The sequence below is a fragment of the Streptomyces abyssalis genome (assembly GCF_001751365.1).
In the GTDB taxonomy this organism is placed as follows: domain Bacteria; phylum Actinomycetota; class Actinomycetes; order Streptomycetales; family Streptomycetaceae; genus Streptomyces; species Streptomyces abyssalis.
Genome location: NZ_LJGT01000037.1, coordinates 380,934 through 406,079, shown reverse-complemented (window position 1 = coordinate 406,079; position 25,146 = coordinate 380,934). Strand labels below are relative to the sequence as shown.

At 71.2% G+C, this 25,146-nt stretch carries 20 protein-coding genes and 1 pseudogene; 10 read left to right on the top strand and 11 right to left on the bottom strand.

The window, feature by feature from the left end:
- Nucleotides 1-48: 48 nt before the first annotated feature.
- Together AN215_RS04980 and AN215_RS04975 are read left to right on the top strand one after the other, a co-directional pair.
- Nucleotides 49-1,254 (top strand): cytochrome P450, encoded by a 1,206-nt coding sequence (locus AN215_RS04980; protein ID WP_171904143.1) that lies wholly within the window; start codon nt 49-51, stop codon nt 1,252-1,254.
- A gap of 68 nt (nt 1,255-1,322) precedes the next feature.
- The gene (locus tag AN215_RS04975; RefSeq protein WP_070010024.1) at nt 1,323-2,531 is read left to right on the top strand and encodes a cytochrome P450 family protein; all 1,209 of its coding nucleotides are present in this window, start codon (nt 1,323-1,325) and stop codon (nt 2,529-2,531) included.
- Between the two features lie 95 nt (nt 2,532-2,626).
- Here AN215_RS04975 and AN215_RS04970 read toward each other — a convergent pair whose 3' ends face one another.
- Nucleotides 2,627-4,447: an AMP-dependent synthetase/ligase gene (locus tag AN215_RS04970; protein ID WP_070010025.1), complete on the bottom strand. Its 1,821-nt coding sequence runs from the start codon at nt 4,445-4,447 to the stop codon at nt 2,627-2,629.
- 166 nt (nt 4,448-4,613) lie between these two features.
- Here AN215_RS04970 and AN215_RS04965 point away from each other — a divergent pair, with 166 nt between their 5' ends.
- Entirely contained in the window at nt 4,614-5,378 is a 765-nt protein-coding gene (locus tag AN215_RS04965; RefSeq protein ID WP_070010026.1) for a MerR family transcriptional regulator, read from the top strand.
- 9 nt (nt 5,379-5,387) lie between these two features.
- On the opposite strand, the gene AN215_RS04960 is transcribed toward AN215_RS04965, so the two are convergent.
- The 5 genes from AN215_RS04960 to AN215_RS04940 form a co-directional block, all read right to left on the bottom strand.
- Nucleotides 5,388-7,568, bottom strand: coding sequence for a 3-hydroxyacyl-CoA dehydrogenase NAD-binding domain-containing protein (locus tag AN215_RS04960; protein ID WP_070010027.1), 2,181 nt, complete (start codon nt 7,566-7,568; stop codon nt 5,388-5,390).
- Between the two features lie 86 nt (nt 7,569-7,654).
- Nucleotides 7,655-8,869 carry an acetyl-CoA C-acetyltransferase gene (locus AN215_RS04955; RefSeq protein WP_070010028.1) on the bottom strand — a complete coding sequence of 405 codons (1,215 nt, stop codon included), beginning with the start codon at nt 8,867-8,869 and terminating at the stop codon, nt 7,655-7,657.
- A 65-nt stretch (nt 8,870-8,934) separates the two neighbouring features.
- Nucleotides 8,935-10,077, bottom strand: a complete 1,143-nt coding sequence (locus AN215_RS04950) for an acyl-CoA dehydrogenase family protein (protein WP_070010029.1) — start codon at nt 10,075-10,077, stop codon at nt 8,935-8,937.
- A gap of 100 nt (nt 10,078-10,177) precedes the next feature.
- Nucleotides 10,178-11,203 carry an LLM class F420-dependent oxidoreductase gene (locus tag AN215_RS04945; RefSeq protein WP_070010030.1) on the bottom strand — a complete coding sequence of 342 codons (1,026 nt, stop codon included), beginning with the start codon at nt 11,201-11,203 and terminating at the stop codon, nt 10,178-10,180.
- Nucleotides 11,200-12,456, bottom strand: a complete 1,257-nt coding sequence (locus AN215_RS04940; protein ID WP_079122698.1) for a CaiB/BaiF CoA transferase family protein — start codon at nt 12,454-12,456, stop codon at nt 11,200-11,202. Before AN215_RS04940 ends, AN215_RS04945 begins: the two co-directional genes overlap by 4 nt.
- A 421-nt stretch (nt 12,457-12,877) precedes the next feature.
- Between AN215_RS04940 and AN215_RS04935 the strand changes: the two genes are divergently transcribed.
- The 4 genes from AN215_RS04935 (at nt 12,878) to AN215_RS04920 (ending at nt 17,323) form a co-directional block, all read left to right on the top strand.
- Nucleotides 12,878-13,774 (top strand): SIS domain-containing protein, encoded by an 897-nt coding sequence (locus tag AN215_RS04935; RefSeq protein ID WP_070010031.1) that lies wholly within the window; start codon nt 12,878-12,880, stop codon nt 13,772-13,774.
- A gap of 67 nt (nt 13,775-13,841) precedes the next feature.
- The gene (locus AN215_RS04930) at nt 13,842-14,684 is read left to right on the top strand and encodes a class II fructose-bisphosphate aldolase (protein ID WP_070010032.1); all 843 of its coding nucleotides are present in this window, start codon (nt 13,842-13,844) and stop codon (nt 14,682-14,684) included.
- Nucleotides 14,681-15,487 (top strand): DeoR/GlpR family DNA-binding transcription regulator, encoded by an 807-nt coding sequence (locus tag AN215_RS04925; protein ID WP_070010033.1) that lies wholly within the window; start codon nt 14,681-14,683, stop codon nt 15,485-15,487. Before AN215_RS04930 ends, AN215_RS04925 begins: the two co-directional genes overlap by 4 nt.
- Before the next feature lie 189 nt (nt 15,488-15,676).
- Entirely contained in the window at nt 15,677-17,323 is a 1,647-nt protein-coding gene (locus AN215_RS04920; RefSeq protein WP_079122697.1) for a CoA transferase, read from the top strand.
- A 172-nt stretch (nt 17,324-17,495) separates the two neighbouring features.
- Here the strand turns inward: AN215_RS04920 and AN215_RS04915 are convergent, their stop codons facing one another.
- From AN215_RS04915 to AN215_RS04905, 3 genes are all read right to left on the bottom strand, one after another.
- The gene (locus tag AN215_RS04915; RefSeq protein WP_070010034.1) at nt 17,496-18,326 is read right to left on the bottom strand and encodes a DUF1707 SHOCT-like domain-containing protein; all 831 of its coding nucleotides are present in this window, start codon (nt 18,324-18,326) and stop codon (nt 17,496-17,498) included.
- Nucleotides 18,327-18,365: 39 nt separating this feature from the next.
- The gene (locus AN215_RS04910; protein ID WP_245694239.1) at nt 18,366-18,830 is read right to left on the bottom strand and encodes a hypothetical protein; all 465 of its coding nucleotides are present in this window, start codon (nt 18,828-18,830) and stop codon (nt 18,366-18,368) included.
- 101 nt (nt 18,831-18,931) lie between these two features.
- Entirely contained in the window at nt 18,932-19,483 is a 552-nt protein-coding gene (locus AN215_RS04905) for a glycoside hydrolase family 25 protein (RefSeq protein ID WP_070010035.1), read from the bottom strand.
- Nucleotides 19,484-19,751: 268 nt separating this feature from the next.
- Between AN215_RS04905 and AN215_RS04900 the strand changes: the two genes are divergently transcribed.
- From AN215_RS04900 to AN215_RS04890, 3 genes are all read left to right on the top strand, one after another.
- Complete coding sequence (locus AN215_RS04900; RefSeq protein ID WP_070010036.1) at nt 19,752-20,177, top strand: OsmC family peroxiredoxin; 426 nt, start codon at nt 19,752-19,754, stop codon at nt 20,175-20,177.
- Nucleotides 20,178-20,219: 42 nt separating this feature from the next.
- The gene (locus tag AN215_RS04895) at nt 20,220-21,101 is read left to right on the top strand and encodes an Fpg/Nei family DNA glycosylase (RefSeq protein WP_070010037.1); all 882 of its coding nucleotides are present in this window, start codon (nt 20,220-20,222) and stop codon (nt 21,099-21,101) included.
- Between the two features lie 168 nt (nt 21,102-21,269).
- Nucleotides 21,270-21,980, top strand: coding sequence for a GAF and ANTAR domain-containing protein (locus AN215_RS04890; protein ID WP_070010038.1), 711 nt, complete (start codon nt 21,270-21,272; stop codon nt 21,978-21,980).
- Nucleotides 21,981-22,155: 175 nt separating this feature from the next.
- Here AN215_RS04890 and AN215_RS30230 read toward each other — a convergent pair.
- Together AN215_RS30230 and AN215_RS04880 are read right to left on the bottom strand one after the other, a co-directional pair.
- A pseudogene (locus AN215_RS30230) lies at nt 22,156-22,347 on the bottom strand (DUF4236 domain-containing protein); the annotation flags it as partial.
- Between the two features lie 54 nt (nt 22,348-22,401).
- Nucleotides 22,402-25,074, bottom strand: a complete 2,673-nt coding sequence (locus tag AN215_RS04880; protein ID WP_070010039.1) for an ATP-dependent Clp protease ATP-binding subunit — start codon at nt 25,072-25,074, stop codon at nt 22,402-22,404.
- Between the last annotated feature and the right edge of the window lie 72 nt (nt 25,075-25,146).

The window sequence follows — 25,146 nt, the reverse complement described above, 5'->3', positions numbered from 1 at the left end:
CGGACCGAAAGGGCTCCGGGCTGCCCCGTGGACCCGGACGCCGTCGCCATGTTCGGCCCCCGCTTCATCACCGAGGACCGCGGGCAGCTCTACCGCGACATGCGCGAACAGCACGGCCCGATCGCCCCCGTGACCCTCATCGGCGACATCCCCGCCTGGCTGGTGCTGGGCTACCGCGAACTGCACCAGATCACCGGCAACCCGGGGCTCTTCACACGCGATTCGTCCGTCTGGAACATGTGGGACCGGATACCGCACGACTGGCCGCTGACGCCGATGGTCGGCAGGCAGCCCTCGATCCTGTACGAGGTGGGCGAACGCCACGAGCGCCGCTCCGCCCTCGTCAGCGACGCGCTCCGCGAGGTCGACCCCTTCGAGCTGCGCCACCACTCCGAGCAGCACGCCGACGAGCTCATCGACGCCTTCTGCGGGCGCGCCGAGGCCGACCTCGTCGCCGAGTACGCCAAGAAGCTCCCGGCCCTCGTGCTCGCCCGGCTCTTCGGCTTCTCCGACGAGGACGCGACCACGCTCCTCCCCCGGATCAACGCGGTCGTCGACGGGTCCGAGGGCGCGCTGGAGGGCAGGCAGCACATCCAGCAGGCCATGGGGTCGCTGCTGCGCTCGCGGGCCATCACCCCCGCCGGCGACGTCGCCACGCGGATGCAGACCCATCCGAGCTCGGGCGAGTTCTCCTCCGAGGAGATCCTCGAGGACATGATGGTCAACATCATCGCGGGCCATCAGCCCTCCGCGGACTGGATCGGCAACTCGCTGCGGCTCATGCTGACCGACGACCGGTTCGCCGCCTCACTCGGCGGGGGCAGGGCCAGCGTCGGGGAGGCCATGAACGAGGTGCTGTGGGAGGAGACGCCCACGCAGAACATCGCCGGCCGCTGGACCACCCGCGACACCCAGCTCGCCGGCAAGCGCATCCAGAGCGGCGACCTGCTCATCCTCAGTTTCGCGGCCGCCAACGCGGATCCCCAGATCCGTCCGGACCAGCACTCCTTCACCGGCGGCAACAGCGCCTTCTTCTCCTTCGGGCACGGCTCGCACCGCTGCCCGTACCCCGCTCAGGAGATCGCCGAGGGTATCGCCCGTACGGGGATCGAGGTGCTGCTGGACAGGCTGCCCGACGTCGATCTGGCCGTGCCCGAAGAGGAGCTGGCGTGGCGGCCCTCCCCTTTCCTGCGCGGCCTGGAGGCGCTGCCCGTCACCTTCACTCCCACCTCCGCCGTGGGAGGTCGCGCGTGACGTCGTGCCCGCACCGGGGAGATCGCGCGGCACACAACGCGGACCAAGAGGTCGTCGTACTGGACCCGATGGTGGGTGATCTCGTCGGCGAGGGCGCCAGACTGCGCGCGGCCGGGCCTCTCGCGCCCGTGGAACTGCCGGGCGGAATCCGGGTGTGGGCGGTCACGCACCACGCGGAGGCACGGAGGCTCCTCACCGACTCCCGCCTCGTGAAGGACATCGAGACGTGGGGTGCGTGGCGGCGCGGTGAGATACCCAGAACGTGGTCGATGATCGGCCTCGCCGATCCCGGCCCGAGCATGCTCACGTTCGACGGCGCGGAGCACCGCAGACTCCGCACGCTGACCGCCCAGGCGCTCACACCGAGGCGGGTGGAGTCGATGCGTCCGCGCATCGAAGCCATCACCTCGCAGCTGCTGGACGGACTGGACGAGCTCGACAGGCGGGAACGCGCGGCGGGTGCCGGCGGGCACGTCGACCTCAAGGCCCGCTTCGCCTACCCACTGCCCATGAACGTCATCAGCGAGCTGATGGGCATCGGCTCGGACACGCACCCCCGGCTGCGCGAGCTCTACGACGGCTTCTTCTCCAGCGTGACGCCGCCCGACCGGGTGCAGGCCATCATGGGCGAGCTGTTCGAACTCTTCGGCCGCATCATCGAGGACAAGAAGCGCTCCCCCGGCGACGACCTCACCAGCGCTCTGCTCCAGGCGAGCGAGGACGGCGACCACCTGACCGGGGAAGAAGTGCTCGCCACGCTCCAGGTGATGATCGCGGCGGGCCATGAGACGACGATCAGCCTCATCGTCAACGCCGTCGTCGCCCTGCTCACGCATCCGGAACAGCTGGCGCTCGTACGGTCCGGAGAGGCGAGCTGGGACGGCGTCATCGAGGAGACCCTCCGCTGGGACCCGCCCACCACACATGTCCTGATCCGCTTCGCCACGGAGGAGATCCCCGTCGGCGACCGGGTCGTCGGCGAGGGGGAGGCACTGATCGTGGCGTACGGCGCCATCGGCCGCGACGAGGCCCAGCACGGGGCGAGGGCGCAGGAGTTCGACGTCACAGGCTCCCCCAACCGGCACCTCTCCTTCGGGCACGGACCCCACGTGTGCCCCGGGGCGCCGCTCTCGCGCCTGGAGGCCAGGATCGCTCTGCCCGCACTCTTCGGCCGCTTCCCCGATCTGTCGCTGGCCGTCCCCGCGAGCGATCTGCGCAACAAGCCGGCCGTCACGCAGAACGAGCTGTACGAGCTCCCGGTGCGTCTGCGTCCATAGCCCCGCTGTGTGCCCTGCCCGCTCGTGCCGTGCGACCGCCGACGCCGAGGCGCCGCGATGGTCGCACGGCACTCGCGGGAGGGTCCGGCGGCGGATCAGCCCCCGGGCGTATGCCCGCCCTGGCCGTACAGCTCCTCGATGAGGTGCCCGTACTTCTCCCGTACGGCCCTGCGGCGCAGCTTGAGCGACGGCGTCAACTCACCGGTCTGCGGCCCCCATTCCTCGCCGAGCAGCTGATGGCGCCTGACCTGTTCCGTGCGGTTGAGGCGGGCGTTGGCCGCCTCGACGGCGCGGTCGGTCTCGGCCAGGACCGCGGGGTGGAAGGGCAGCTGCCCGGGCTCCGCGTCGATGCCGTTGGCCTGCGCCCAGGCAGGTGCCATCTCACCGTCCAGCACCAGCAGGGCCACGAGGTACGAACGGCCTTCGCCGTGCACGAACGCCTGGCCGATCAGCGGGTGTTCCTTGAGGGCGTTCTCGACCAGGGCGGGTGAGACGTTCTTGCCCGTGGAGGTAACGATCATTTCCTTCTTGCGGTCGGTGATCCAAAGGAACCCGTCCTCGTCGACCCGTCCGATGTCGCCCGTCGCGAACCAGCCCTCCGCGTCCGTCGCGGACTCAACGGAACCGTCGGGGCGCAGATACCCATCGAAGACGGTGGGCCCGCGCACTTCGATCTCGCCGTCCTCCGCGACGCGCAGCTCGACACCGCCGATGGGCTTGCCGACCGAGCCGAGCCGGAACGCCCCCGGCCTGTTGGCAGTCGCCGCGCCCACCGTCTCCGTCAGCCCCCAGGCGTCCATGATCACGATGCCGAATCCCGCCCAGAACCGGACGACGTCCTGCGGCATCGGCGCCGACGCGCTCGCCGTCCACACCAGCCGGTCGAAGCCCGCAGCGGCCAGGAGCGGCTGAAAGATCCCGTCCCGTGCCCGTTCGTAGGCGGCGGCCAGCCCGGCGGGGGGCTCCTCCCCGCGTTCGAGGTGGGCGACGTACTCGCGGCCGGTGTCGCCTGCCTCTTCCACGGCCGTGCGCCGCTCCTCGGGAAGCTGCGCGAGCGCCGCCCGTACGGACGCGGCCAGCTTCTCCCACACCCGCGGCACCCCGAAGAACTGGGCGGGGTGCAACTCCCGTGCCGTAGCCGCGACTTGGGTGGGGTCCGCGCAGAGGTGGACGTGCGAGGCGCGGTGCACCGGCAGATAGATGCCGAGCATCCGCTCGGCGATGTGTGCGAACGGCAGATAGGAGATGTGCTCGACATGGTCGGGCAGGTCGACGACGTCGTCGAGCGCGAGACCGTTGAGTACGACGTTGCGGTGCGAGATGACGACGCCCTTCGGGGCGCCGGTGGTGCCGGAGGTGTAGACGACGGTCACCGGGTCGGTGGCGCGCACCGCCCGCCACGTGCGCTCGAAGACCTCCGTGTCGTACGGGCGGTCCACCTCGGCGAAGGAGATGTGCCCCTCGGCGGCCCCCGCCTCCACCACGACGAGTCGGTCCATGAGCGGCTGCCACGTGGCCACCTCGTCCGCTCCCTCGACCACGGCGAGCCGGGCCCGGCTGTGCTCGACGATGTGGGCGATCTGGCCGGGCGCGGCGGTGCCGTAGACGGAGACGGGGACGGCACCGAGATGTCCGAGGGCGAGGTCGGTCAGCCAGTGCTCGGGGCGGTTGCCCATCATCATCAGGACGTGGTCTCCGCGCTCGACGCCGAGCGCGGCGAGGCCCGCGGCGATCCGGGCGACGCGCTCGCGCACCTCGCCCCAGGTCAGGGTGGCCCAGCGGCTACGCCCGCCCTCGCCCTGCTCCTGCCAGGACAGCGCGGGCAGGCCGCCCTGATCTTCTGCGTTGCGCAACAGCAGGGCGGGGACTGTGAGTTCGGCCGGGTCGGATGCGGGGAGTCGCAGGACGGTCGTCATGGCGGGCCTCCGGGGCTGGGGCGTGTCCGCGGCTGCGGCAGGCACACACGGGCCCTCTCGTACGGGCCGCTCGGTGCGGGATTTCCCACTGGAGCATTGCAGTACAAGACTGGTGAGACAGCAATACTGTTGAACGAGTCAGCGGACGGTGTCAGGGAGAACGCGCATGGAGCAGCAGCAGCCGGGCGGCCAGGACGGCACGGACAGCCTGACCGTGGACCAGCTCGCCGCACGGGCGGGCGTCACGGTCCGCACGGTCCGCTTCTACAGCACCCGCGGTCTCCTGCCGCCGCCCACCATCGGCCCGCGCAGGGTCGGCCGTTACGGCCCGGCCCACCTCTCCCGGCTCGCCCTGATCGAGGAGCTGCAGAACCAGGGCATGACGCTGTCGGCGATCGAGCGCTACCTGCGGCGCCTGCCGGAGGACACGGACCCCCACGATCTCGCCATCCACCGCGCCATGGTCGCCTCCTGGATGCCCGACACCGTCGACGAGGCCACCCGCGAGGTGCTGGAGCGGCGCGTGGGACGGGAGCTGACGGGCGAGGACCTGGAGCGGCTGACGGCGATGGGGGTGCTGGAGACCACCGACGACCCCGCCCGCTTCCTGGTCGACCCCGCGCTGCTGCATCTGGGCGTCCGGCTGCTGGACATGCCGCTGTCGCAGGAGACGATCCTGGCCGCACGCGAGGCGATGCTGGAGCACGCGCGTGCGGCGGCCCGCGAGCTCAGCCGGCTCTTCAAGGACGAGGTGTGGCAGCCCTACCGCGCTCGTGAGACCGACCCGGAGCAGGTCGAGCGGATGAAGTCGCTGTCGGCCCACATGCAGCCGATGGTCGTGCAGGCGCTGATGACCGCCTTCCAGCGCTCGCTGAAGGAGGAACTGCGGGGCGCGTTCCCGAACGCGCGCTCCCCGCAGTCCTCCGACTGAAAGGCCGGGTCAGTCCTTGAAGGTCTCGCCCTTGGCGGCCTTCTCCGCCAGCAGGTCCGGCACGGCGAAGCGGTCGCCGTAGCGCTCCTGGAGTTCGCGGGCCCGGGCTACGAAGCCGGCGGTGCCGCCCTCGTAGCCGTTGATGTACTGGATCACGCCGCCGGTCCACGGCGGGAAGCCGATGCCCATGATGGAGCCGATGTTGGCGTCGGCGACGGAGGTCAGCACGCCCTCCTCGAAGAGGCGGACGGTGTCCAGCGCCTCTGCGAAGAGCATCCGCTCCTGCATGTCCTCGAAGGGGATGCCGGGATCGGCGTCCTTCTTGAAGTGCTCGCGCAGGCCCGGCCAGAGCTTGCCGCGCTTGCCGTCCTCGCCGTAGTCGTAGAAGCCCGCTCCGCCGCTTCGGCCCGTCCGTCCGAACTCGTCGACCATGCGGTCGATGACCGCGTCCGCAGGGTGTGCCTTCCACTCGATTCCCTCGGCCTCCAGGCCGCGGCGGGTCTCCTCGCGGATCTTGCGGGGCAGGGTCAGCGTCAGCTCGTCCATGAGGGAGAGCACCTTGGCGGGGTAGCCGGCCTGCGCGGCGGCCTGCTCGACGGTCGCGGGCTCCACGCCCTCGCCGACGAGCGCGACGCCCTCGTTGATGAAGTGGCCGATGACGCGGGAGGTGAAGAACCCCCGGGAGTCGTTGACGACGATCGGGGTCTTCTTGATCTGCTGCACCAGGTCGAAGGCGCGTGCCAGCGCCTCGTCCCCCGTCGCCCGGCCCTTGATGATCTCCACCAGCGGCATCTTGTCGACGGGTGAGAAGAAGTGCAGCCCGATGAAGTCGCGCCGGCGCTCGACTCCTTCGGCGAGGGCGGTGATGGGCAGCGTGGAGGTGTTGGAGCACAGAAGGGCGTCCGGCTCGACGACGTCCTGGATCTCCTGGAAAACCTTGTGCTTGAGCGCCGGGTCCTCGAAGACGGCCTCGATGACGGCGTCGCAGCCCGCGACGGCCTGCGGCTCGGCGGCCGGGGTGATGCGGGCGAGCAGCTCGTCGCGCTTCGCCTCCGTCGTACGTCCGCGCTTGAGCGCCTTCTCCAGCAGACCCTCGGAGTAGCTCTTGCCCTTCTCGGCGGCCTCCAGGGACACGTCCTTGAGTACGACGTCGATGCCGGCCTTCGCACAGGAGTAGGCGATGCCCGCGCCCATCATGCCGGCGCCGAGGACGGCGACCTTCCGTACGGTGCGGGGCTCGACGCCCTTGGGACGGCTGCGCCCGGCGTTGACGGCCTGCATGTCGAAGAAGAACGCCTGGATCATGTTCTTCGAGATCTGCCCGGTGACCAGCTCGACGAAGTAGCGGGCCTCGATGACCTGGGCGAGTTCGAAGTCGACCTGGGAACCCTCGACTGCGGCGGCCAGGATGTTGTGCTGGGCGGGGTAGGGAGCGCCGCCGGTCTGCTTCCTCAAGTTGGCCGGGAAAGCAGGCAGGTTGGCGGCGAACTTCGGATGCGACGGGGTGCCGCCGGGGATCTTGTAGCCCTTCACGTCCCAGGGCTGCACGGACTCCGGGTTGGCGTCGATGAAGGCGCGGGCGGCGGCCAGCAGGGCTTCCGGGGTGTCGACGACCTCGTGCACGAGGCCCTTCTCCTTGGCCTTGGCAGGGAAGTACTGCTGGCCCTGGAGCAGCACGTTCAGCAGCGCGTCGGCGATTCCGAGCAGCCGGACCGTACGGGTCACGCCGCCGCCTGCCGGGAGCAGCCCGAGCGTGGCCTCAGGACAGCCGATCTTGGATCCCTTCACGTCGAGGGCGACGCGGTGGTGGCAGGCGAGCGCGATCTCGAAACCGCCGCCGAGCGCCGCGCCGTTGATCGCGGCGACCACGGGCTTGCCGAGGGTCTCGATGCGGCGCAGGTCCCGCTTCATCTGCATGCTCGACTCGAAGACCTGCTGGGCGTCCTCGGGGCGGGCGCTGATGAGGTCGTGGAGGTCGCCGCCCGCGAAGAAGGTCTTCTTCGCCGAGGTGAAGATGACGCCGCGGACGTTGCCCGCCTCGTTCTCCCGCTCCAGGCGGTCGGCGACGGCACCGAGCGAGACCCTGAAGGCGGCGTTCATGGTGTTGGCGGACTGGTCCGGGTCGTCCAGTACGAGGGTGACGACGCCGGTCTCGTCCTGCTCCCAGCGGATGGTCGTGGACTCAGACATGGTGGGTTTTCTCTCCGTACGTGAAGCGGTGCGGTGGAGGCGCGGCGGGCGCCGGAGACGCGGCGAGGCCCGAACGGGCCCGTGAATCAGAGCCGTTCGACGACGGTGGCGCTCCCCATGCCTCCGCCGACGCACAGGGTGGCCAGGCCGTAGCGCTTCTCGCGCCGCTCCAGTTCGTCCACGAGGGTGCCCAGCAGCATCGCCCCGGTCGCGCCGAGCGGGTGGCCCATGGCGATGGCCCCGCCGTTGACGTTGACCTTCTCCAGCGGCAGTTCCATGTCGCGGGCGAAGCGCAGCACCACCGCGGCGAAGGCCTCGTTCATCTCGACCAGGTCCATGTCGGCCGCGGTCAGCCCGGCCTTCGCCAGCGCCTTTCGGGAGGCGGGCGCCGGACCGGTGAGCATGATGGTCGGGTCGGCGCCGGAGACGGCGGCGGAGACGATGCGTGCGCGCGGCCGCAGCCCGTAGCGCTCGCCGGCCTCCGCGTTGCCGACGACGACGAGGGCGCTGCCGTCGACGATGCCGGAGGAGTTGCCCGCGTGGTGGACGTGGTCGATCTCCTCCACCCAGTGGTACTTCTGCAGCGCCACCGCGTCGAAGCCGCCCATCTCGCCGATGTCCTTGAAGGACGGCTTGAGCCCGGCGAGGGAGTCGGCGGTGGTGCCCGGCCGGATGTGCTCGTCGCGGTCGAGGACGGTGAGGCCGTTGCGGTCCACGACGGGGACTACGGAGCGGTCGAAGCGGCCGTCCTTCCACGCCTCGGTGGCCAGCTCCTGCGAGCGGGCCGCGTACTCGTCCACGTCACGCCGGGAGTAGCCCTCGATGGTGGCGATGAGGTCGGCGCCGATGCCCTGCGGCACGAAGCCGGTGTCCAGGCTCGTCATCGGGTCCATGGCCCAGGCGCCTCCGTCGGAGCCCATCGGCACGCGGGACATCGACTCGACGCCGCCGGCGAGCACGAGGTCCTCCCATCCCGAACGGACCTTCATCGCCGCGAGGTTGACCGCTTCGAGGCCCGAGGCACAGAAGCGGTTCTCCTGGACTCCGGCGACGGTGTCGGGGAGTCCGGCGGCGATCGCCGCGGTCTTGGCGATGTCGGAGCCCTGGTCACCCAGGGGGCTGACCACTCCGAGCACGATGTCGTCGATCGCGCCCGGGTCCAGGTCGGGGAAGCGGCGGCGCAGTTCGTGGATCAGGCCGACGACGAGGTCGATGGGCTTGGTCCCGTGCAGGGCGCCGTTGGCCTTGCCGCGGCCGCGCGGGGTGCGGACGGCGTCGTAGAGATAGGCTTCGGTGCTCAAGATCGGCAGCCTTTCGGTGCGTACGGGTCGGGCGGGTCCGGTGCCCCTCCCGGCAAGGGGTCTGTTCAGTCGAGGATCGAACGGCCGATGATCTCTTTCATGATCTCGGTCGTGCCGCCGTAGATGGTCTGGATGCGTCCGTCGGTGTAGGCACGGGCGACGGGGAATTCGTTCATGTAGCCGTAGCCTCCGTGCAGTTGGAGACAGCGGTCCGTGACGCGCTTCTGCAGTTCCGTCGCCCACCACTTGGCCATGGAGGCGTGGGCGGCGTCCAGTTCGCCCTTCGCGTGGTCCTCGATGCAGCGGTCGAGGAATGCGCGGGTCACGGCGCACTCCGTGGCGAGCTCGGCGATCTCGAAACGGACGTGCTGGAGTCTGGCGAGCGGCCGGCCGAACGCCTCCCGCTCCTTCACATAGCCGGTCGTCTGCCGCAGGATCTCCTCGGCTCCGGCGATGGCGCCGACGGCGATGGCCAGCCGCTCCTGTGCGAGGTTCGTCATCAGATGGACGAAGGCTCCGTGCAGCTCGCCGAGCAGGTTCTCCTTCGGCACGCGGACGTCGTTGAAGAAGAGCTCGGCGGTGTCCTGCGACTTCTGTCCGATCTTGTCGAGGTTCCGGCCGCGCTCGAACCCGTCCATGCCACGCTCGACGACGAGGAGGCTGAGGCCCCTGGCGCCGCCCTCGGGCTTCGTACGGGCGACGACGATCACGAGGTCGGCGAGGATGCCGTTGGAGATGAACGTCTTGGAGCCGTTCAGCACCCAGTGGTCGCCGGCGTCCTCAGCGGTGGTGCGGATTCCCTGGAGATCCGAGCCGGCGCCGGGCTCGGTCATCGCGATGGCGGTGATGATCTCGCCGGAGCAGAAGCCGGGGAGCCAGCGGCGCTTCTGCTCACCGGTGGCGAGAGACGTCAGATACGGGCCGATGATGTCGTTGTGCAGCCCCACGGCGATGCCGGCGGCGCCCGCGCGGGCGAACTCCTCGCCGAGCACGGCGGCGTAGCGGAAGTCGTCGGTGCCGCCGCCTCCGTACTCCTCGGGGACGGCCAGCCCCAGGAGGCCCTGGCGGCCGGCGGACAGCCACGCGTCGCGGGAGACGATGCCGTCCTTCTCCCACTGCTCGTAGTGCGGCTCCACCTCCTTGGCGAGGAAGGTGCGGACCGTCTGCCGGAACGCTTCGTGGTCCTCGGTGAAGATCTGGCGCTTCATCTGATCGGTGCTCCCCTTCGGGCTTTCGCGTCTCGCCTGTCCGCGTCGTGGCGGGGGACGGCGGCCGGCCGCCCCGCGCCGCCGCCTGCCGGCGGCCGGGTCAGAGCCAGCTCTTGACCTTCTCGATCAGCTTGGCCGGGTCGGGCCCGACCGGCGTGACGTTGAGCATCGTCACCCCGGCCTCGCGGAACGCCTCGATGCGCTCACGCACATATCCCTCGGGGCCGCAGAGGGAGACGAGCTCGCAGAACTCGGCGGGAACCGCGGCCTCCGCCTCCCTCTTCTTCCCCGCGAGGTAGAGGTCCTGCACCTTCTCGGCCGCCTCTTCATAACCGTACGCCCGGGCCACGTCGTTGTAGAAGTTCTTCCCCTTCGCCCCCATGCCGCCGATGTAGAGCGCGATGAGGGGGCGCACATGCTCCCGTACCGCCGCCGCGTCCTCACCGACGGCCAGCAGCGTGCCCGCGGAGATCTCCAGCGGGCCGCGCTCCGGGTCACGCAGTGCGGTGCCCTCCGCCAGCGCGGTGCCCCACACCTGCTTGGCCTTCTCGGGGACGAAGAGATGCGGCAGCCAGCCGTCGGCGATCTCGGCGGTCATACGGACGTTCGCCGGGCCGAGGGAGGCGATGTGGATCGGGATCTCCTCCCGCTGCGGGCGGTTGAGGAACTTCAGCGGCTTGCCGAGCTTGCCGCCCTTCTCGGCGGGCAGCGGCATGTCCGTGATGCCGTGGTGGTCGATGATCTCCCGTCGCCAGATGCGCCGGCACAGTTCCACGGTCTCGCGGGTGCGGCCCAGCGGCTTGTCGTAGGCCCTGCCGTGCCAGCCCTCGACGACCTGCGGCCCGGAGGCACCGAGGCCCAGCAGGGCGCGCCCCGCGGAGAGGACGTCGAGACCGGCGCCGGTCTGGGCGATGAGCGCGGGGGTGCGGGAGTAGACGTTGAGGATGCCGGCGCCGATGAGCATGCGCTCGGTGCGTGCGGCGATGTAGCCCATGACGGTGGGCGAGTCGAAGCCGTAGGCCTCGGCGACCCACACCGCGTCGAGGCCGGCGGCCTCCAGCTTCACGACCTCTTCGGCCGCCGTGCGGGGGTTGTCGGCGTACTGGAGGGGCGTCGCGATCTTCATGCGTCACTGTCCTTGGCGGGGTCGGCGGGCTCGGCGGAGCTGACGGGGCGGGCGGAGTCTGCGGAACGGCCGGAGTCTGCGGAACCGCCCGTGTCCGCGGAACGGCCGGAGCCGGGACGGGCGGTCCCGGCGAGTGCGGGCAGCTGCCAGTCGCGCGCCACCTCGGGGGCGTCCGCGCCGGGCAGCGCGGGCGGGCGCGAGACGGCGGTGGGGGTCGCGGAGAAGCGCGGCGCGGGCGCGGGCTGGGTGATGCCGCCCTGCTCGACGAAGGTTCCACGGGCGTCCAGATGTGGATGCCGGGGAGCCTCCCGCAGCGAGAGCACGGGTGCGACGCAGGCGTCCGAGTCGCGGAAGACCTCGTCCCACTCGTCCCGCGTGCGGGCCTTGAAGCGCTCGGCCACGACGGCGCGCAACTCTCCCCAGGCCGCCGGATCGTCGCGGCCCGGCGCCTCGTCCCCGATGCCGAGCAGCCTCGTGAACTCCCCGTAGAACTGCGGCTCCAGGGCGCCCACGGCCATGAAGCCGCCGTCCGCCGTCTCGTAGGTGCCGTAGAAGGGCGCGCCCCCGTCCAGCAGGTTGGCGCCCCGCCTGTCCTGCCAGGCGCCCGCGGCGAGCATTCCGTGGATCATGGCTGTGAGGTGGCTCGTGCCGTCGACGATGGCGGCGTCGACGACCTGGCCACGTCCGTCCGGAGTGCGTGCGTGCTGCAGGGCGGCCAGGACACCGATCACCAGATAGAGCGAACCTCCGGCGTAGTCCCCCAGGAGGTTGGCGGCGGCGTACGGCGGCCCCCCGGCGGGACCGGTCATCCCGAGGGCGCCGGTCAGGGCGATGTAGCCGATGTCGTGTCCGGCGCGCTGAGCGAGAGGGCCGTCCTGGCCCCAGCCGGTCATCCGGGCATACACGAGCGCGGGATTGCGCTCCATGCAGGGGCCGGGGCCGACGCCGAGCCGTTCGGCGACTCCTGGGCGGTTGCCTTCCACCAGTACGTCGGCGCGCTCGACCATGTCCAGGGCGGTCGCCAGGCCGTCCGGGTCCTTCAGGTCGAGCGTGACGGAACGCTTGTTCCGGTTGGTGACGTCGCGTGCCGGGTCGATGCCCAGGGCGGCGCCGCCGGGGCGGTCGACGCGTACGACGTCCGCGCCCAGGTCCCCCAGCAGCATGGCGGCGAAGGGTCCGGGCCCGATCCCGGCCAGTTCCACGACGCGTACGCCGCGAAGCGGGCCCTCGCCGTACGACGCGGCTGATGCCATCACGCCCGTCCTCAGACCGTTTGACACAACTGATGTAACACCAAGGATGCTATGGAGACCCGGCGCAATCCACAAGCCCGGGCCGCAGGGCGGGCACGGGCCGCGCCGTGGCATGCACCACACGGAGGCCCGGCCTGCAGGGACCGTGCAGGCATCCGTTGCACCGGGCCTTCCCAGGGGCGGCGGGTCGCCAAGAGAGGACATGGCGCCTCACTCGTACGTGCGATGGCGCGACAGGCCCTGACTGCGCAATACTGATTGAGACGGCGGAAGAAAGAGCAACTTTGCGCAGGGCGCGCATAGGAAGTGGGCGCAGGGGGCCTGGCGCAGTCAGCGCTGTTCGTCGGCCCTGCGCTCGCCGGGCACGAGTCGAGCAGCCGGCCGGCAGAGGTGCCGGAGAGGCACGGAGAGGTGGGGTCCGATGAGCGAAACCACGCACATGGAGCGTGAGTTGCACAGCCAGCCGGAGACATGGCGCTCGGCCGCGCAGATGGCGGCGGCGGCCCCGCTGCCCGGTTCCGGGGAGCGGGTGGCCGTCGTGGGATGCGGCACGTCGTGGTTCATCGCTCAGGCGTACGCCTCCCTGCGGGAGAGCGCGGGGTCGGGGGTGACGGACGCTTTCGCGGCATCCGAGGCGCGGCTCGGCGCCGCACGGGGCTACGACCGGGTGCTGGCCGTCACCCGATCCGGCACCACCACGGAAGTCGTCCGCGTGCTGGAGGCGGTGCGGGGGCGCCTCCCCACGGTGACCCTCATCGGCGACCCGGACACCCCGGCCACCGCCGTCTCGGACGAGACGGTCGCCCTGCCGTTCGCGGATGAACGGTCCGTCGTGCAGACGCGGTTCGCCACGAGCGCGCTCGCTCTGCTCCGCGCGCATCTCGGCGAGGACATCAGCGGCCCTGTGCGGGACGCCGGGGAGGCGCTGGCCGCCGAGGTGCGGGCGGAGTGGGTGGAAGCCGAGCAGTTCACGTTCCTGGGCAGCGCCTGGACGGTCGGCCTCGCTCATGAGGCCGCGCTGAAGATGCGGGAGGCGTCGCAGTCCTGGACCGAGTCCTATCCGGCCATGGAGTACCGGCACGGGCCCATATCCATCGCAGCTCCCGGGCGCGTGACCTGGCAGTTCGGGCCGCCGCCGGAGGGCCTGGAGCAGGAAGTGGCGCGCACGGGCGGCACCTTCGTGCACCACGAACGGCGCGATCCACTCGCGGAGTTGGTGCTGGTGCAGCGAGTGGCGCTGGCCCGGGCGCGGGCCCGCGGCCTCGATCCCGACGCGCCACGCAGCCTGAGCCGCTCAGTCATGCTGGACACCGCCTGACCGGCTCGTCCCGCACACCCGGTTCTCCCGCCCCGCTTCCCCTTTCCGCCTCGACGGAGGTCGCAGCATGCCCCTTGTCCCCACCGCGTCGGTCGTCGGTCCGGCACGTACGGCGGGCGTCGGCGCGCCTGCCTTCAACGTGCTGCATCTGGAGACGGCGGAGGCGCTCGTCGCCGCGGCGGAGCGCGCGGGCATTCCGCTGATTCTCCAGATCAGCGAGAACTGCGTCCGGTATCACGGGAGTCTGCTGCCCTTGCTGCACGCCACCCTCGCGCTCGCGGACGCCTCGGGGGCGGATGTCTCCGTGCACCTGGACCACGTCACCGATCCCGCCCTGCTGCGGGAGGGCGTCGGTGCGGGGGTGCGCTCGGTCATGATCGACGCGTCCGTTCTCCCGTACGAGGAGAACGTCGCCACAACGGCGGAACTGACCGGCTGGTGCCACAGTCAGCAGGTCTACGTCGAGGCCGAGTTGGGAGAGGTGGGCGGCAAGGACGGAGTGCACGCACCCGGTGCGCGTACCGATCCGGAGGAGGCACTCGCCTTCGTGCACGACACCCGGGTGGACGCCCTGGCCGTCGCGGTGGGCTCCTCGCACGCCATGCGGGAGCGCACGGCCGTACTCGACAAGGACCTGATCCGGGCACTGCGGCAGCGGCTTCCCGTGCCGCTGGTCCTGCACGGTTCCTCGGGGGTGCCCGACGAGGAGCTGCGTGCGGCCGTCGCCGCCGGCATGACGAAGATCAATATCTCGACCCACCTTGTGTCGGTGTTCACCGGCGAGGTGCGCAGGACTCTCTCGGAGAGTCCGTCGCTCATCGACTCCCGCAAGTATGTGGGGCCCGCCCGCGAGGCCGTGTCGCAGGAGGCGGAACGGCTGCTGCGCCTGCTGGGGACACCGGCGGCATGAAGCGGCACGAGCGCATGAACGCACTGCTGGAGCTGCTGGGTGAGCGGGGGCGGCTCGATGTGGAGGAGGCGGCGACGTCACTCGAGGTGTCTGCGGCGACCATGCGCCGCGACATGGACGCCCTGGCCGAGCAGCAGCTGCTCAAGCGCACCCGCGGCGGTGCGGTCCTCAGCTCCGTGACCTACGACCTCCCGATCCGCTACAAACACGGCCACCATTCCGCGCAGAAGCACGCCGTGGCGGAGGCCGCGGCGGCCATGGCCGGGCCCGGTGACGTCGTCGGCCTCAGCGGGGGCACGACGACGACTGAGATCGCCAGGGCGCTGGCCACCAGACCGGAGTTCGCGGAGGCGGCCCCCCACGACCGGCTGACCATCGTCACCAACTCCCTGAACATCGCGTACGAGTTGGCGGTCCGTCCGCAGATCAAGATCGTCCTCACGGGCGGCGTGGCCCACTCCCGTTCCTTCGAACTCACCGGTCCCTTCAGCGAGATGGTGCTGCGACAGCTTGCGCTGGACATCGCCTTCATCGGTGTGAACGGCATCGACGCGGAATGGGGCGGCACTGTCCACGACGAGGCCGAGGCCACGACGAACAGGCTCATGGCCGAGCGGGCGGCCCGTGCCGTGGTGGTCGCGGACTCCACCAAGCTGGGCCTGCGCTGCTTCGCCCGCGTCGGCGGCGCGGACGTGTTCGGCACCCTCGTCACGGACACGGACATGGCCGAGGCCGCACGGCAGGAGTTCACCGAGCTCGGCATGCGCGTGGTGACGGCCTCGCCGCCCGAGCCGGGCAGCTGAGGACACCACAGCGGGCACCCTGCACGCTGCCCCTGAGACTCCTGCCCCCGGCCCCTGCGGCGAGCACCAGCGGCGGGCACCGGCAGCTCCGGGCGGCCGGTGCTTGCCGGGAGCCGCGTGCGCCGTGGCGGGCGACGCGGCCGTGCTTCGCGTCCGTTGGCCGCCGGACATCGCACGGCCAGTGCCAGAATGCCCGGCATGGAACGATCTTCATCAGCGGCAGTCGGTACCGCAGCCCCGGCCGGAACGTCCGACCAATTGCGCAGTGAACCGCTGAGTGCGGACCCCGCCCCGGCACAGCCCGGGGAGACCGGCGGCCCCGGTGCCGCTCTCCCGGGCGCCGCACACGCCTGGGCCGCCCTCGGCGGTGACGGCGCACTGCTGGAACGGATCACCTGCACGCCGCGGGCAACCCTCCTCTCGCGGCTGCCCGTACGGGAGCTGGCCCGGGCCTCGGTGGCGGTGTGCTCGCTTGCCGCGGCCGAGCTGTCGTCCGTACGTTCCGACGGGGCGGCAAGCGGTCCCGTCAACGGCACCCGCACGGGCACCCGCACCGTCATCGGCACCCGCGCCGTTCCGTCCGTGGACGTGGACGACGGGGCGGTCGCCACCGCCTTCACCAGCGAACGTCATCTGAGGATCGACGGACGCGAGCCGGTGAGGTTCGCCCCCCTGTCCCGTTTCTGGCGCACCGCGGAAGGCTGGCTCCGCACCCACGCGAACTACCCGCACCACCGCGCCCGGCTGCTTGCCGCCCTCGGCATCGACGGGGAGGACGGAGACGACGCCGCGCTCGTCGAGACCGTCGCCGCGGAACTGGCCCGGCGCGACGCCGCCGAGGTCGAGGAGACGGTGTACGCGGCGGGCGGCCTCGCGGTGGCCGTCCGTACGCCTCAGGAGTGGGCGGCACACCCGCAGGGCGCCCAGGCGGGACGCCGTCCGCTGCTCACCACCGCACGCATGGACCAGGCGTTCCCCCGCAAGCTGCCCGAGCCCGCGGGCCACGGCCCGCTGCACGGGGTCCGCGTACTGGACCTCACCCGGGTCCTCGCAGGCCCCGTCGCCACCCGCACCCTGGCGCTGTTCGGCGCGGACGTGCTCCGCATCGACGCCCCGCACCTCCCTGAGGACGCGGACACGCACGCGGCCACTGCCGCGGGCAAGCGTTCCGCACTCCTGGACCTCTCCTCACGCGCCGGGCAGGCCGACTTCGAGGAGTTGCTGTCCGCGGCGGACGTCGTCGTCACCGGCTACCGCCCGGGTGCGCTGGACCGCTACGGACTCGCCCCGGAATCGCTGGCCGACCGGCGCCCGGGCGTGGTCGTGGGCCAGATCAGCGCGTGGGGGGCGTACGACCCGTGGCACAGAAGGCGCGGCTTCGACAGCCTCGTACAGGCGGCGAGCGGCATCGCCCATACGGAGAGGCAGCAGGACGAGGCAGGCGAGGAGCGGCCCGGGGCCCTTCCGGCACAAGCCCTCGATCACGGCACCGGCTATCTCCTCGCGGCCGCCGTCATGCGGGCTCTCACCGAGCAGCGGTGTGGCCGGTCCGGCGCGCGGCTGGTGCAGCTCGCACTCGCCCAGACCGCGGACTGGCTCGTCAGCGGGCTGACCTCGCAGGGCACAGCCGGCTCCCGGCCGGAGGGGCTCCCTGCCACCGGGGCCGCGGCGCCCGGTCCGGCCGGCCCGGCGGACCCCGCCTCCTGGCTGGCCGAGACCGACAGCCCGCTCGGACGGCTGCGCTATGTACTGCCGCCGGTCGGTTACGAAGGTGCCCCTGCCGACTGGTCACGGCCGCCCGGTGTGCCGGGCGCCGATCCCGCCGCCTGGTGGTGAACGGCCACGGACGACCGGCCCGTCCGGCCCACCGGCCGTCCCGCCTTCCGCGGTACCGCCTTGTGCCGTACCGGAGCCGCCGTCATGCGGTCCGCCGTCACCCCGGGCGCGGCGCACCCGGAGCTCCCGGGTGCCTCAGGCGTGAATCCCTCGGGTGGCAAGCACCACTGCGCTAGAGGGACTTGCCGCCGTGGCCCCCGCCGTCCCGGCGCCACTCGTGGCCCCCGTGTCCCCCGTGTGCGCCGGGGTCGCCGTGCCCGCTCCTGCGTTCGCGCTCGTCCTTGCGCTGACGGCGCTCCAGCTCGCGCCGTTCACGCTTCTCGGCACGCAACTGCAGCTTCTCCGCCCGGGGAAGCTTCCGTACGACGCCGACGCCGCCCATCATCGTGAGACCGGTGATCACCACGCGTGGTGCGTCGGGGTCCCCGAACCCCGAGGCGGAGGAGTCGAATCCACCCATGATGCCCACGCCACGCACCTCGACGCCCAGCCCGGGCGGCACGGTGACGCTGAAGCCGCCCATCAGCGCGAAGCAGCGGATGACGACGTCCCGGTCCTCGAAGCGGGCCTCCCGCAGGTCGAGTTCGCCGCCGCCCATGATGCCGACGCCGGTGAAGGTGCGCGGCACCGTCCACTCGCCCTTGCGCCCGAATCCGCCCATGACGCCGAGGCCCCAGCGCGAGGTGGCCCTCCCGCCGATCCGTTCCGCCCAGCGCCGCTTCCTGCCGGGCGACGGTGCGAGCGAGGCCTCCCCCGCACCAGCCACGTCCGGGAGGCGGGAGGCGGAGGCGTCCGCCCCGTCCGCGCCCCCGTCGGCGTGGTGCGGAAGATCGCGTACGAGAGGGACCAACTCACCGCGCGTACGGGCCTGATAGGTGCTGTCGAGACGCTCCTGGAACTCCTCCATGCCGAGCCGCCCCTCGGCCAGCGCGTCACGGAGGACCTCGGCGACGCGCTCTCGCTCGGCGTCCGAAGCGCGCATCTCGGGCAGCTCGTCACTCATGCGGTCAGCCTATTACGTGCCGTGGCCGCCGCAGCCGGCTCACTGGACGGACGCCAGCAGCCATTCGGCCAGCGCCACCGCCGCGAATCCCAGCACCAGCACTCCGGTCGCGACCCGGGTGCGGCCCCGGCGGCTCAGCACGATGGCGGTGCCGGAGAGTATGAGCGCTATGCCGTAGAAGCCCATGGTGAGCACGGAGGGTGCGCTCCCCAGCCGTACGACGAGCGCGACCGCCACGGCCACCATGACGACGCCGGAGACGATGATGCGGACGCGCCGCGCCTGCCGTGGCGTCAGGCCCGTGCGGGCGGCCGGGTCTGCCCCCTCCGACGGCTCCTCCGACGACTCGTCCGACGGCTCCTCCCCCGGCGCGTACCCGGTCAGGGGATTCTCCGTGCCGCTCCCGGGCGGGGTCTCGGATCCGCGCTCGGGTCCGCTCTCGGGTCCGCTCTGGGGCGCGGTCGTCTCGTCATCGGTCGGCGGGCTTATGTTGGCTTCCGGCATGCCGGGAGGTTATCCGCATTCGGACCCGCTGTCGCGCGCGGGTGCATGCGGTGCCGGGCTCGCCCCGGACGCGACGGGACCACGGATCAACTCCCCCTCCGCTAGGGCTCCTTGTGGGTCCACTTGCGCAGATCGGCGCGGCTGTCGAAGTCCCCGAGGTTCGTGTCGATCGGGTCGTCCGTGTACTGGTGGAAGCGCCACGGGTGTTCGATGCCGGGCTTGCCCGGCTTGCCGTTGTAGTGGGCTATCCACAGACCGTCCCCGGCGAAGGACGTCGTGTCGTGGTTGAGCCAGAAGTTGACGTTGCAGTACAGCAGCACCCTGGTGTGGGGGCGTTCCTTCTGCACGTACTTGATCCAGTCGTCCTTCTCGGCGTTGGTGACGGCGGCGTCCTCCCAGTCCAGTACGAGCATGTCGCCCTTGACCAGGTTGATCTTCGACATGAAGTAGTCGGCCTGTGCCTTCATGCTGCCGGCGCGGCCGAAGTGGTAGAAGCCGGTGACGAGTTCGGCGTCGCGCGCCGTCTGACGCTGGTCGACCCACTTCGGGTTCGTGTACGACGTACCCTCCGTGATCTTGATGAAGACGAAGTCGAGGCCCTTCGTGCTGTAGTCCGACGGTTGGTACGACGAGACGTCGACGCCTTTGATCACTTTGACTCCTTCTTCAGTCCGGTTCTTCAGTCCGGCTGCGTTTCGCTCATCCGTTCCGATACCCGTAACGCGGCGCACCGTACCCCGAACGGCCCGCCGCGGGGCGCCGATCGGTCGCTCGGGGTCACGGTGCGGGCGTGCCCGGCGGCGTGCTCCGGCGCGTCGTCCCCGTACCGGCGGCGCCCGCGGGCGGAGGATCGGGGCGGGTGCGCCGCCGGGCACCCGTCACACTGGCAGAGACGAACCCGCACGACGGAGGAGTACGACCATGGCGACGACACGCACAGCGCACACGGTGTGGAACGGGGACCTCAAGCAGGGGTCGGGAGAGGTCACCTTCGACTCCTCCGGAATCGGCACGCAGCCCGTCACCTGGGCCTCGCGCGCCGAGGAGCCGAACGGCAGGACCAGCCCGGAGGAGCTGATCGCCGCAGCGCACTCCAGCTGCTTCTCGATGGCGCTGTCCAACGGGCTCAACTCCGCGGGCACCCCGCCCACCCGGCTCAGCACCCAGGCGGATGTGACGTTCCAGCCGGGCACCGGGATCACGGGCATCCACATCACCGTGCAGGGCGAGGTGCCGGGCGTCGACGAGGCCGCCTTCACCGCCGCCGCCGAGGAGGCGAAGGTCAACTGCCCCGTCTCCCAGGCCCTTTCGGGCACGACCATCACCCTGACCGCCAAGCTGAGCTGAGCCCGGCCGGCCGCGCGCCGGTCCGGCGGGAGCGGAGGAGAGATGCCGGAACTGCCAGAGGTCGAGGCGCTGCGTGACTTCCTCGACGACCGCCTCACGGGGCGCACGGTGGAGCGCGTCACGCCGCTGGCCATCAGCGTCCTCAAGACGTACGAGCCGCAGCCGGCGGCGCTGGAGGGGCAGACCTTCACGGGTGTGTCCCGGCACGGCAAGTTCCTCGACCTGGAGGCCGGCGGTCTCCATCTGGTCGTCCACCTCGCCCGGGCGGGCTGGCTGCGCTGGCGGGAGTCCTTCCCGCCGGCACCGCCCCGTCCGGGCAAGGGCCCGCTGGCTCTCCGGCTCTCGCTGACCGCGCCGGAGGAGGGCGGCGGGGGCGACGGCGGGTTCGACCTCACGGAGGCAGGCACGCGCAAGCGCCTCGCGGTCTACTGCGTGCACGATCCTTCGGAGGTGCCGGGCGTCGCACGGCTGGGGCCCGACCCGCTCGCCGGCGAATTCACCGCGGAGGTCTTCGCCGGTCTCGTACGGGGTGAGCGCCACCGGATCAAGGGACTACTGCGCGACCAGAGCGTGATCGCCGGTGTCGGCAACGCCTACTCGGACGAGATCCTCCACGCCGCACGCCTCTCACCGTTCAAGATCGCCGGAGAGCTCTCGGGGGAGGAGATCACCGGCCTGTACGAGGCGCTCCGCGCCACCCTGCGCGACGCCGTCGAACGCTCACGCGGGCTGGCGGCCGGGGAGCTCAAGTCGGAGAAGAAGACGGGGCTGCGGGTGCACGGCCGTACCGGCGAGCCGTGCCCGGTGTGCGGCGACACCGTCAGGGAGGTCTCCTTCAGCGACAGCTCCCTGCAGTACTGCCCGACCTGCCAGACCGGCGGCAAGCCGCTCGCGGACCGCCGCATGTCGCGCCTGCTCAAGTAGCCCGCCCGGCTCGCGGGACCGGTTCACGGGCCCGTCCGGCCCGTGGGCCCGGATCGCGGGCAAGGGCCCGCGCTGCAAGGCCCTCACGGGCCCTGCAGTGCCCGGGCAATGCGCCACGTAATGTGCCTCGGTATTGTCCTGCGGGTGACGAGCGGTGGAGGAACAGGGATGTCGGCTGATGAGCTGGAGGAATTCGCGACAGGTCTGGCACGCATGGCCCGTGATCTCCTCGCTCAGGACTCCGTCCAGAAGACGCTGGACCGTGTCGTCGTGCACGCGGTGGAGCTGGTCGACGGATGCGAGGCCGCCGGTGTGATGACGGTGGAGAACCAGCAGGTCAGGACGCTCGCCACCACCAGCGACCTGGTGCGCGCCTCGGACCGTATCCAGGGCGAGGTGGGCGAGGGCCCCTGCTTCGACGCCGCCCGGACCCTGGAGGAGGTCTACCGCGTCGCGGACATGACCGAGACGGTGAAGCGGTGGCCGCAGTACGCGCCGCAGGCACGGGAACTGGGCATCGGCAGCATGATGGGCTTCCTGCTCTACACCGAGGACGACAACCTCGGCGCCCTCGACCTCTACTCCTCCACCCCGAACGCCTTCACACAGCGCTCCGAGCACGTCGGCTGGCTGCTGGCGTCACACAGCGCGGTCGCCTTCTCCAGCGCCCGTACGCACGCTCAGCTGCACACCGCGATGGAGACCCGGCACAACATCGGCGAGGCCATCGGGATCGTCATGGAGCGGTACAAGCTCGACGAGGACCAGGCGTTCGCCGTGCTGAAGAAGAGCTCACAGGACCGGAACACCAAGCTGCGCGAGGTCGTGCGCGTCGTCACGGAGACCGGCGAGATCCCCGGCGCGAAGCCCCGGCCGTGAGGTCCACGACCGGGGCCTGACGACCGGTGCCTTTCCTCCGTGCGCCGGGGCAGCCCGGCTCATTTGCCCGCGGCCTGCCTCACATGCCGCGGCCGCGGCGCCCGCCCCGGCTCCTGAGCAGCCTGATCAGCTCGCTGCTGAGCCTGCTCCCGTGCCCGCGGCTGCTTTGCGTGCGGCTGCCGCGGGCACTGGTGTGCCGGTAGCCGAACGGGCCCGGCAGATCCACCGATGTCGTGCGGCGGCCGGTGGAGCCGTAGGTGCGGCGCGGTCCCCGCTTACCGCCCGTGGTCACGGACCACGACCTGCGGTTGATGTTCAGTCGTACGCCCGGCAGCAGCCGGAAACTCCTGCGGAATGTCAGCGGCATCATCGCCTCCTCAACTCGGGCCGCTGCAGTGCCGTTTGCCCCGTTGCGGTCGGTTCACCCCTCACCGCCGGCACCGGAGCCGGAGCCCGCTCCCTCCTCCGTACCCTCCGTGCCCTCCGTGCCCTCCGTACGGAAGACCAGCTCGCCGCCGTCCACGTCGACCATCAGCCGTGTGTGCGGCTTCAGTTCACCGCTGAGCAGCATCCGGGAGAGCTGGTTGTCCACCTCGCGCTGGATGGTGCGGCGCAACGGCCGTGCGCCGTACTCCGGTTGATAGCCGCGCCGCAGCAGCCAGTCGACGGCGGCTGGTGCGAACTCGATGGCCAGATCCTGCGAGTGCACCCGGTGCCGGGTCTCGTCGAGCATCATGTCGGTGATGGTGCGCAGCTGTTCGTCGGAGAGCTGGCGGAAGATGACGATCTCGTCGATGCGGTTGAGGAACTCCGGCCGGAAGTGCTCGCGCAGCGGGCGCATCACACGTTCCCTGCGCGCGTCCTCCTCGTCCTCCTCGTCACCGCTGCCGAAGCCGACGACCGCGCCGCGTCCGGTGATGGCCTCGGAGCCGAGATTGCTGGTCATCACGATGACGGTGTTGGTGAAGTCGACGGTCCGGCCCTGGGAGTCCGTCAGCCGGCCGTCGTCGAGCACCTGGAGCAGGATGTTGAAGACGTCGGCGTGCGCCTTCTCGATCTCGTCCAGGAGCAACAGCGAGTACGGGTTGCGGCGCACGGTCTCCGTCAGCTGGCCCGCGTCCTCGTGCCCGACGTAGCCGGGAGGGGCGCCGACGAGCCGGCTGACGGTGTGCCGCTCCTGGTACTCGCTCATGTCGAGCCGCACCATGCGGTCGTCGGTGCCGAAGAGCGACTCCGCGAGAGCGCGGGCCAGTTCGGTCTTGCCGACACCCGTGGGGCCGAGGAAGAGGAAGCTGCCGATCGGCTTGGACGGGCTTGACAGGCCCGCCCGGGACCGCAGCACGGCGTCGGCGACGGCGGAGACGGCCTCGTCCTGGCCGATGACGCGCTCGCGCAGCCGGTCCTCCATGCCCAGCAGGCGTTCCTTCTCCTCCTGGGTGAGGTTGCTGACGGGGATGCCCGTCTGACGGGAGACGATGTCGGCGATGTCCTCGACGGTGACTTCGGCGATGCGGCCGTTGGGCTGGTGCCGGTGTTCGTTCCGGGCGATGTCCTCCTCCACCTCGGCGAGGCGGTCGCGCAGCTGTGTGGCGCGCTCGTAGTCCTCGGCGGCGACGGCCTGGTCCTTGTCGCGGCTGATCTGCTCGGCCTCGCGCTCAAGTGCCCTCACGTCGGTGCCGCGGGTCGCGGTGCGCAGCCGTACGCGGGCACCTGCCTGGTCGAGGAGGTCGATGGCCTTGTCCGGCAGATACCGCCCCGTCAGATAGCGGTCGGAGAGCTCGACGGCGGCGATGAGCGCGTCACCGGTGTAGCGCACCTGGTGGTGTGCCTCGTACCGGTCGCGAAGGCCCCGCAGGATCTCCACCGCGTCGGGCACGCTCGGCTCCGGGATGAGAACGGGCTGGAAGCGCCGGGCGAGCGCCGCGTCCTTCTCGATGTGACGGCGGTGCTCCTCCAGCGTGGTGGCGCCGATGACGTGCAACTCGCCACGGGAGAGCGGCGGTTTGAGCATGTTGCTCGCGTCCATCGAGCCGCCTTCGGTGCCGCCTCCTCCGGCGCCCACGACGTTGTGCAGCTCGTCGATGAAGACGATCAGCTCGCCGGAGTGCTCGCGGATCTCGTCGATGATGTTGCTCAGCCGCTCCTCGAAGTCGCCCCTGTACCGGGTGCCGGCGACGACTCCGGAGACGTCGAGCTGGACGACGCGGCGGCCCAGCAGGTTGTCAGGGACATCGCCCTCCGTGATGCGCTGGGCCAGGCCCTCCACGATGGCCGTCTTGCCGACGCCGGCCTCGCCGATGAGGACGGGGTTGTTCTTGCCGCGCCTCGCGAGGATCTCGATCGTCTGCTCGATCTCCTCGTCCCTGCCGATCACGGGGTCGATGCGGCCGTCCCGTGCCATCTCCGTCAGGTCGGTGCCGTACTTGTCGACGGTGGGTGTGTCCGTGCGCGGCTTGCCCTGCGGTCCGCGGCCGGGCGCTCCCTCGGGGCCGGCGCCCTGCGCTCCGGCCGGGTATCCCGGGGCGCCCTGGCCGGGGTGACCGGGGTGGCCCCCGTGGCCGGGGAAGGAGCCGGAGGAGGCCGAACGCGGGTCGAAGTGGGCCGCGCCGAGGATCTGCCCGGCCGTGGAGTCGCGGTTCGCGGCCAGCGCGATGAGAACGTGCTCACTGCCGATGTAGGAGGCCCCGCGGGTACGGGCGATGTCGTGGGCGTCCAGCAGCGCACGCTTCACGGCGGGGCTGACGGAGATGGACTTGCGGGGCGTGCCCTCTCCGACGTCCCGGTCGATGTTCTCGGCGAGCGCGTCGGCGTCCGCACCGGCCCGGGTGATCATCGTGCGGGTCGGTTCGGTGGTGAGCGCCGCGCGCAGCAGGTGCTCGGTGTCGAGGTCGCTGCTGCCGTGCTGCGCCGCGTACGAGGCGGCTTCGGAGACGAGCTGCCTGGCGGGCTCGCTCATCAGCCGGAGGAAGTCGTAGTAGCGGGGATCACGGCTGCCGCTGCCGCCGGACGAGGCTGCGCCTCCCAGAAAGCGCGCGATGAACTCTCCGAACGGGTCCCTGCCGAAGTCCTCGGGACCCATGTACCCGCTGGTCATAGGTATCCGTCCCGCTGACCCGACCTGGCCGGGCCACGCTGTGTCGGCTGCATCAAGCTTCCGGTGCGGGGT

Excerpts from the sequence above, each read along its gene's own strand:
- AN215_RS04930 (WP_070010032.1), top strand. The coding sequence starts at position 13,842 with ATGCCCCTTGTCCCCACCGCGTCGGTCGTCGGTCCGGCACGTACGGCG.
- AN215_RS04950 (WP_070010029.1), bottom strand. The coding sequence starts at position 10,077 with ATGAAGCGCCAGATCTTCACCGAGGACCACGAAGCGTTCCGGCAGACG.
- AN215_RS04960 (WP_070010027.1), bottom strand. The coding sequence starts at position 7,568 with ATGTCTGAGTCCACGACCATCCGCTGGGAGCAGGACGAGACCGGCGTC.
- AN215_RS04945 (WP_070010030.1), bottom strand. The coding sequence starts at position 11,203 with ATGAAGATCGCGACGCCCCTCCAGTACGCCGACAACCCCCGCACGGCG.
- AN215_RS04925 (WP_070010033.1), top strand. The coding sequence starts at position 14,681 with ATGAAGCGGCACGAGCGCATGAACGCACTGCTGGAGCTGCTGGGTGAG.
- AN215_RS04970 (WP_070010025.1), bottom strand. The coding sequence starts at position 4,447 with ATGACGACCGTCCTGCGACTCCCCGCATCCGACCCGGCCGAACTCACA.
- AN215_RS04895 (WP_070010037.1), top strand. The coding sequence starts at position 20,220 with ATGCCGGAACTGCCAGAGGTCGAGGCGCTGCGTGACTTCCTCGACGAC.
- AN215_RS04920 (WP_079122697.1), top strand. The coding sequence starts at position 15,677 with ATGCCCGGCATGGAACGATCTTCATCAGCGGCAGTCGGTACCGCAGCC.
- AN215_RS04935 (WP_070010031.1), top strand. The coding sequence starts at position 12,878 with ATGAGCGAAACCACGCACATGGAGCGTGAGTTGCACAGCCAGCCGGAG.
- AN215_RS04980 (WP_171904143.1), top strand. The coding sequence starts at position 49 with ATGTTCGGCCCCCGCTTCATCACCGAGGACCGCGGGCAGCTCTACCGC.
- AN215_RS04890 (WP_070010038.1), top strand. The coding sequence starts at position 21,270 with ATGTCGGCTGATGAGCTGGAGGAATTCGCGACAGGTCTGGCACGCATG.
- AN215_RS04975 (WP_070010024.1), top strand. The coding sequence starts at position 1,323 with ATGGTGGGTGATCTCGTCGGCGAGGGCGCCAGACTGCGCGCGGCCGGG.
- AN215_RS04915 (WP_070010034.1), bottom strand. The coding sequence starts at position 18,326 with ATGAGTGACGAGCTGCCCGAGATGCGCGCTTCGGACGCCGAGCGAGAG.
- AN215_RS04880 (WP_070010039.1), bottom strand. The coding sequence starts at position 25,074 with ATGACCAGCGGGTACATGGGTCCCGAGGACTTCGGCAGGGACCCGTTC.
- AN215_RS04965 (WP_070010026.1), top strand. The coding sequence starts at position 4,614 with ATGGAGCAGCAGCAGCCGGGCGGCCAGGACGGCACGGACAGCCTGACC.
- AN215_RS04910 (WP_245694239.1), bottom strand. The coding sequence starts at position 18,830 with ATGCCGGAAGCCAACATAAGCCCGCCGACCGATGACGAGACGACCGCG.
- AN215_RS04940 (WP_079122698.1), bottom strand. The coding sequence starts at position 12,456 with ATGGCATCAGCCGCGTCGTACGGCGAGGGCCCGCTTCGCGGCGTACGC.
- AN215_RS04900 (WP_070010036.1), top strand. The coding sequence starts at position 19,752 with ATGGCGACGACACGCACAGCGCACACGGTGTGGAACGGGGACCTCAAG.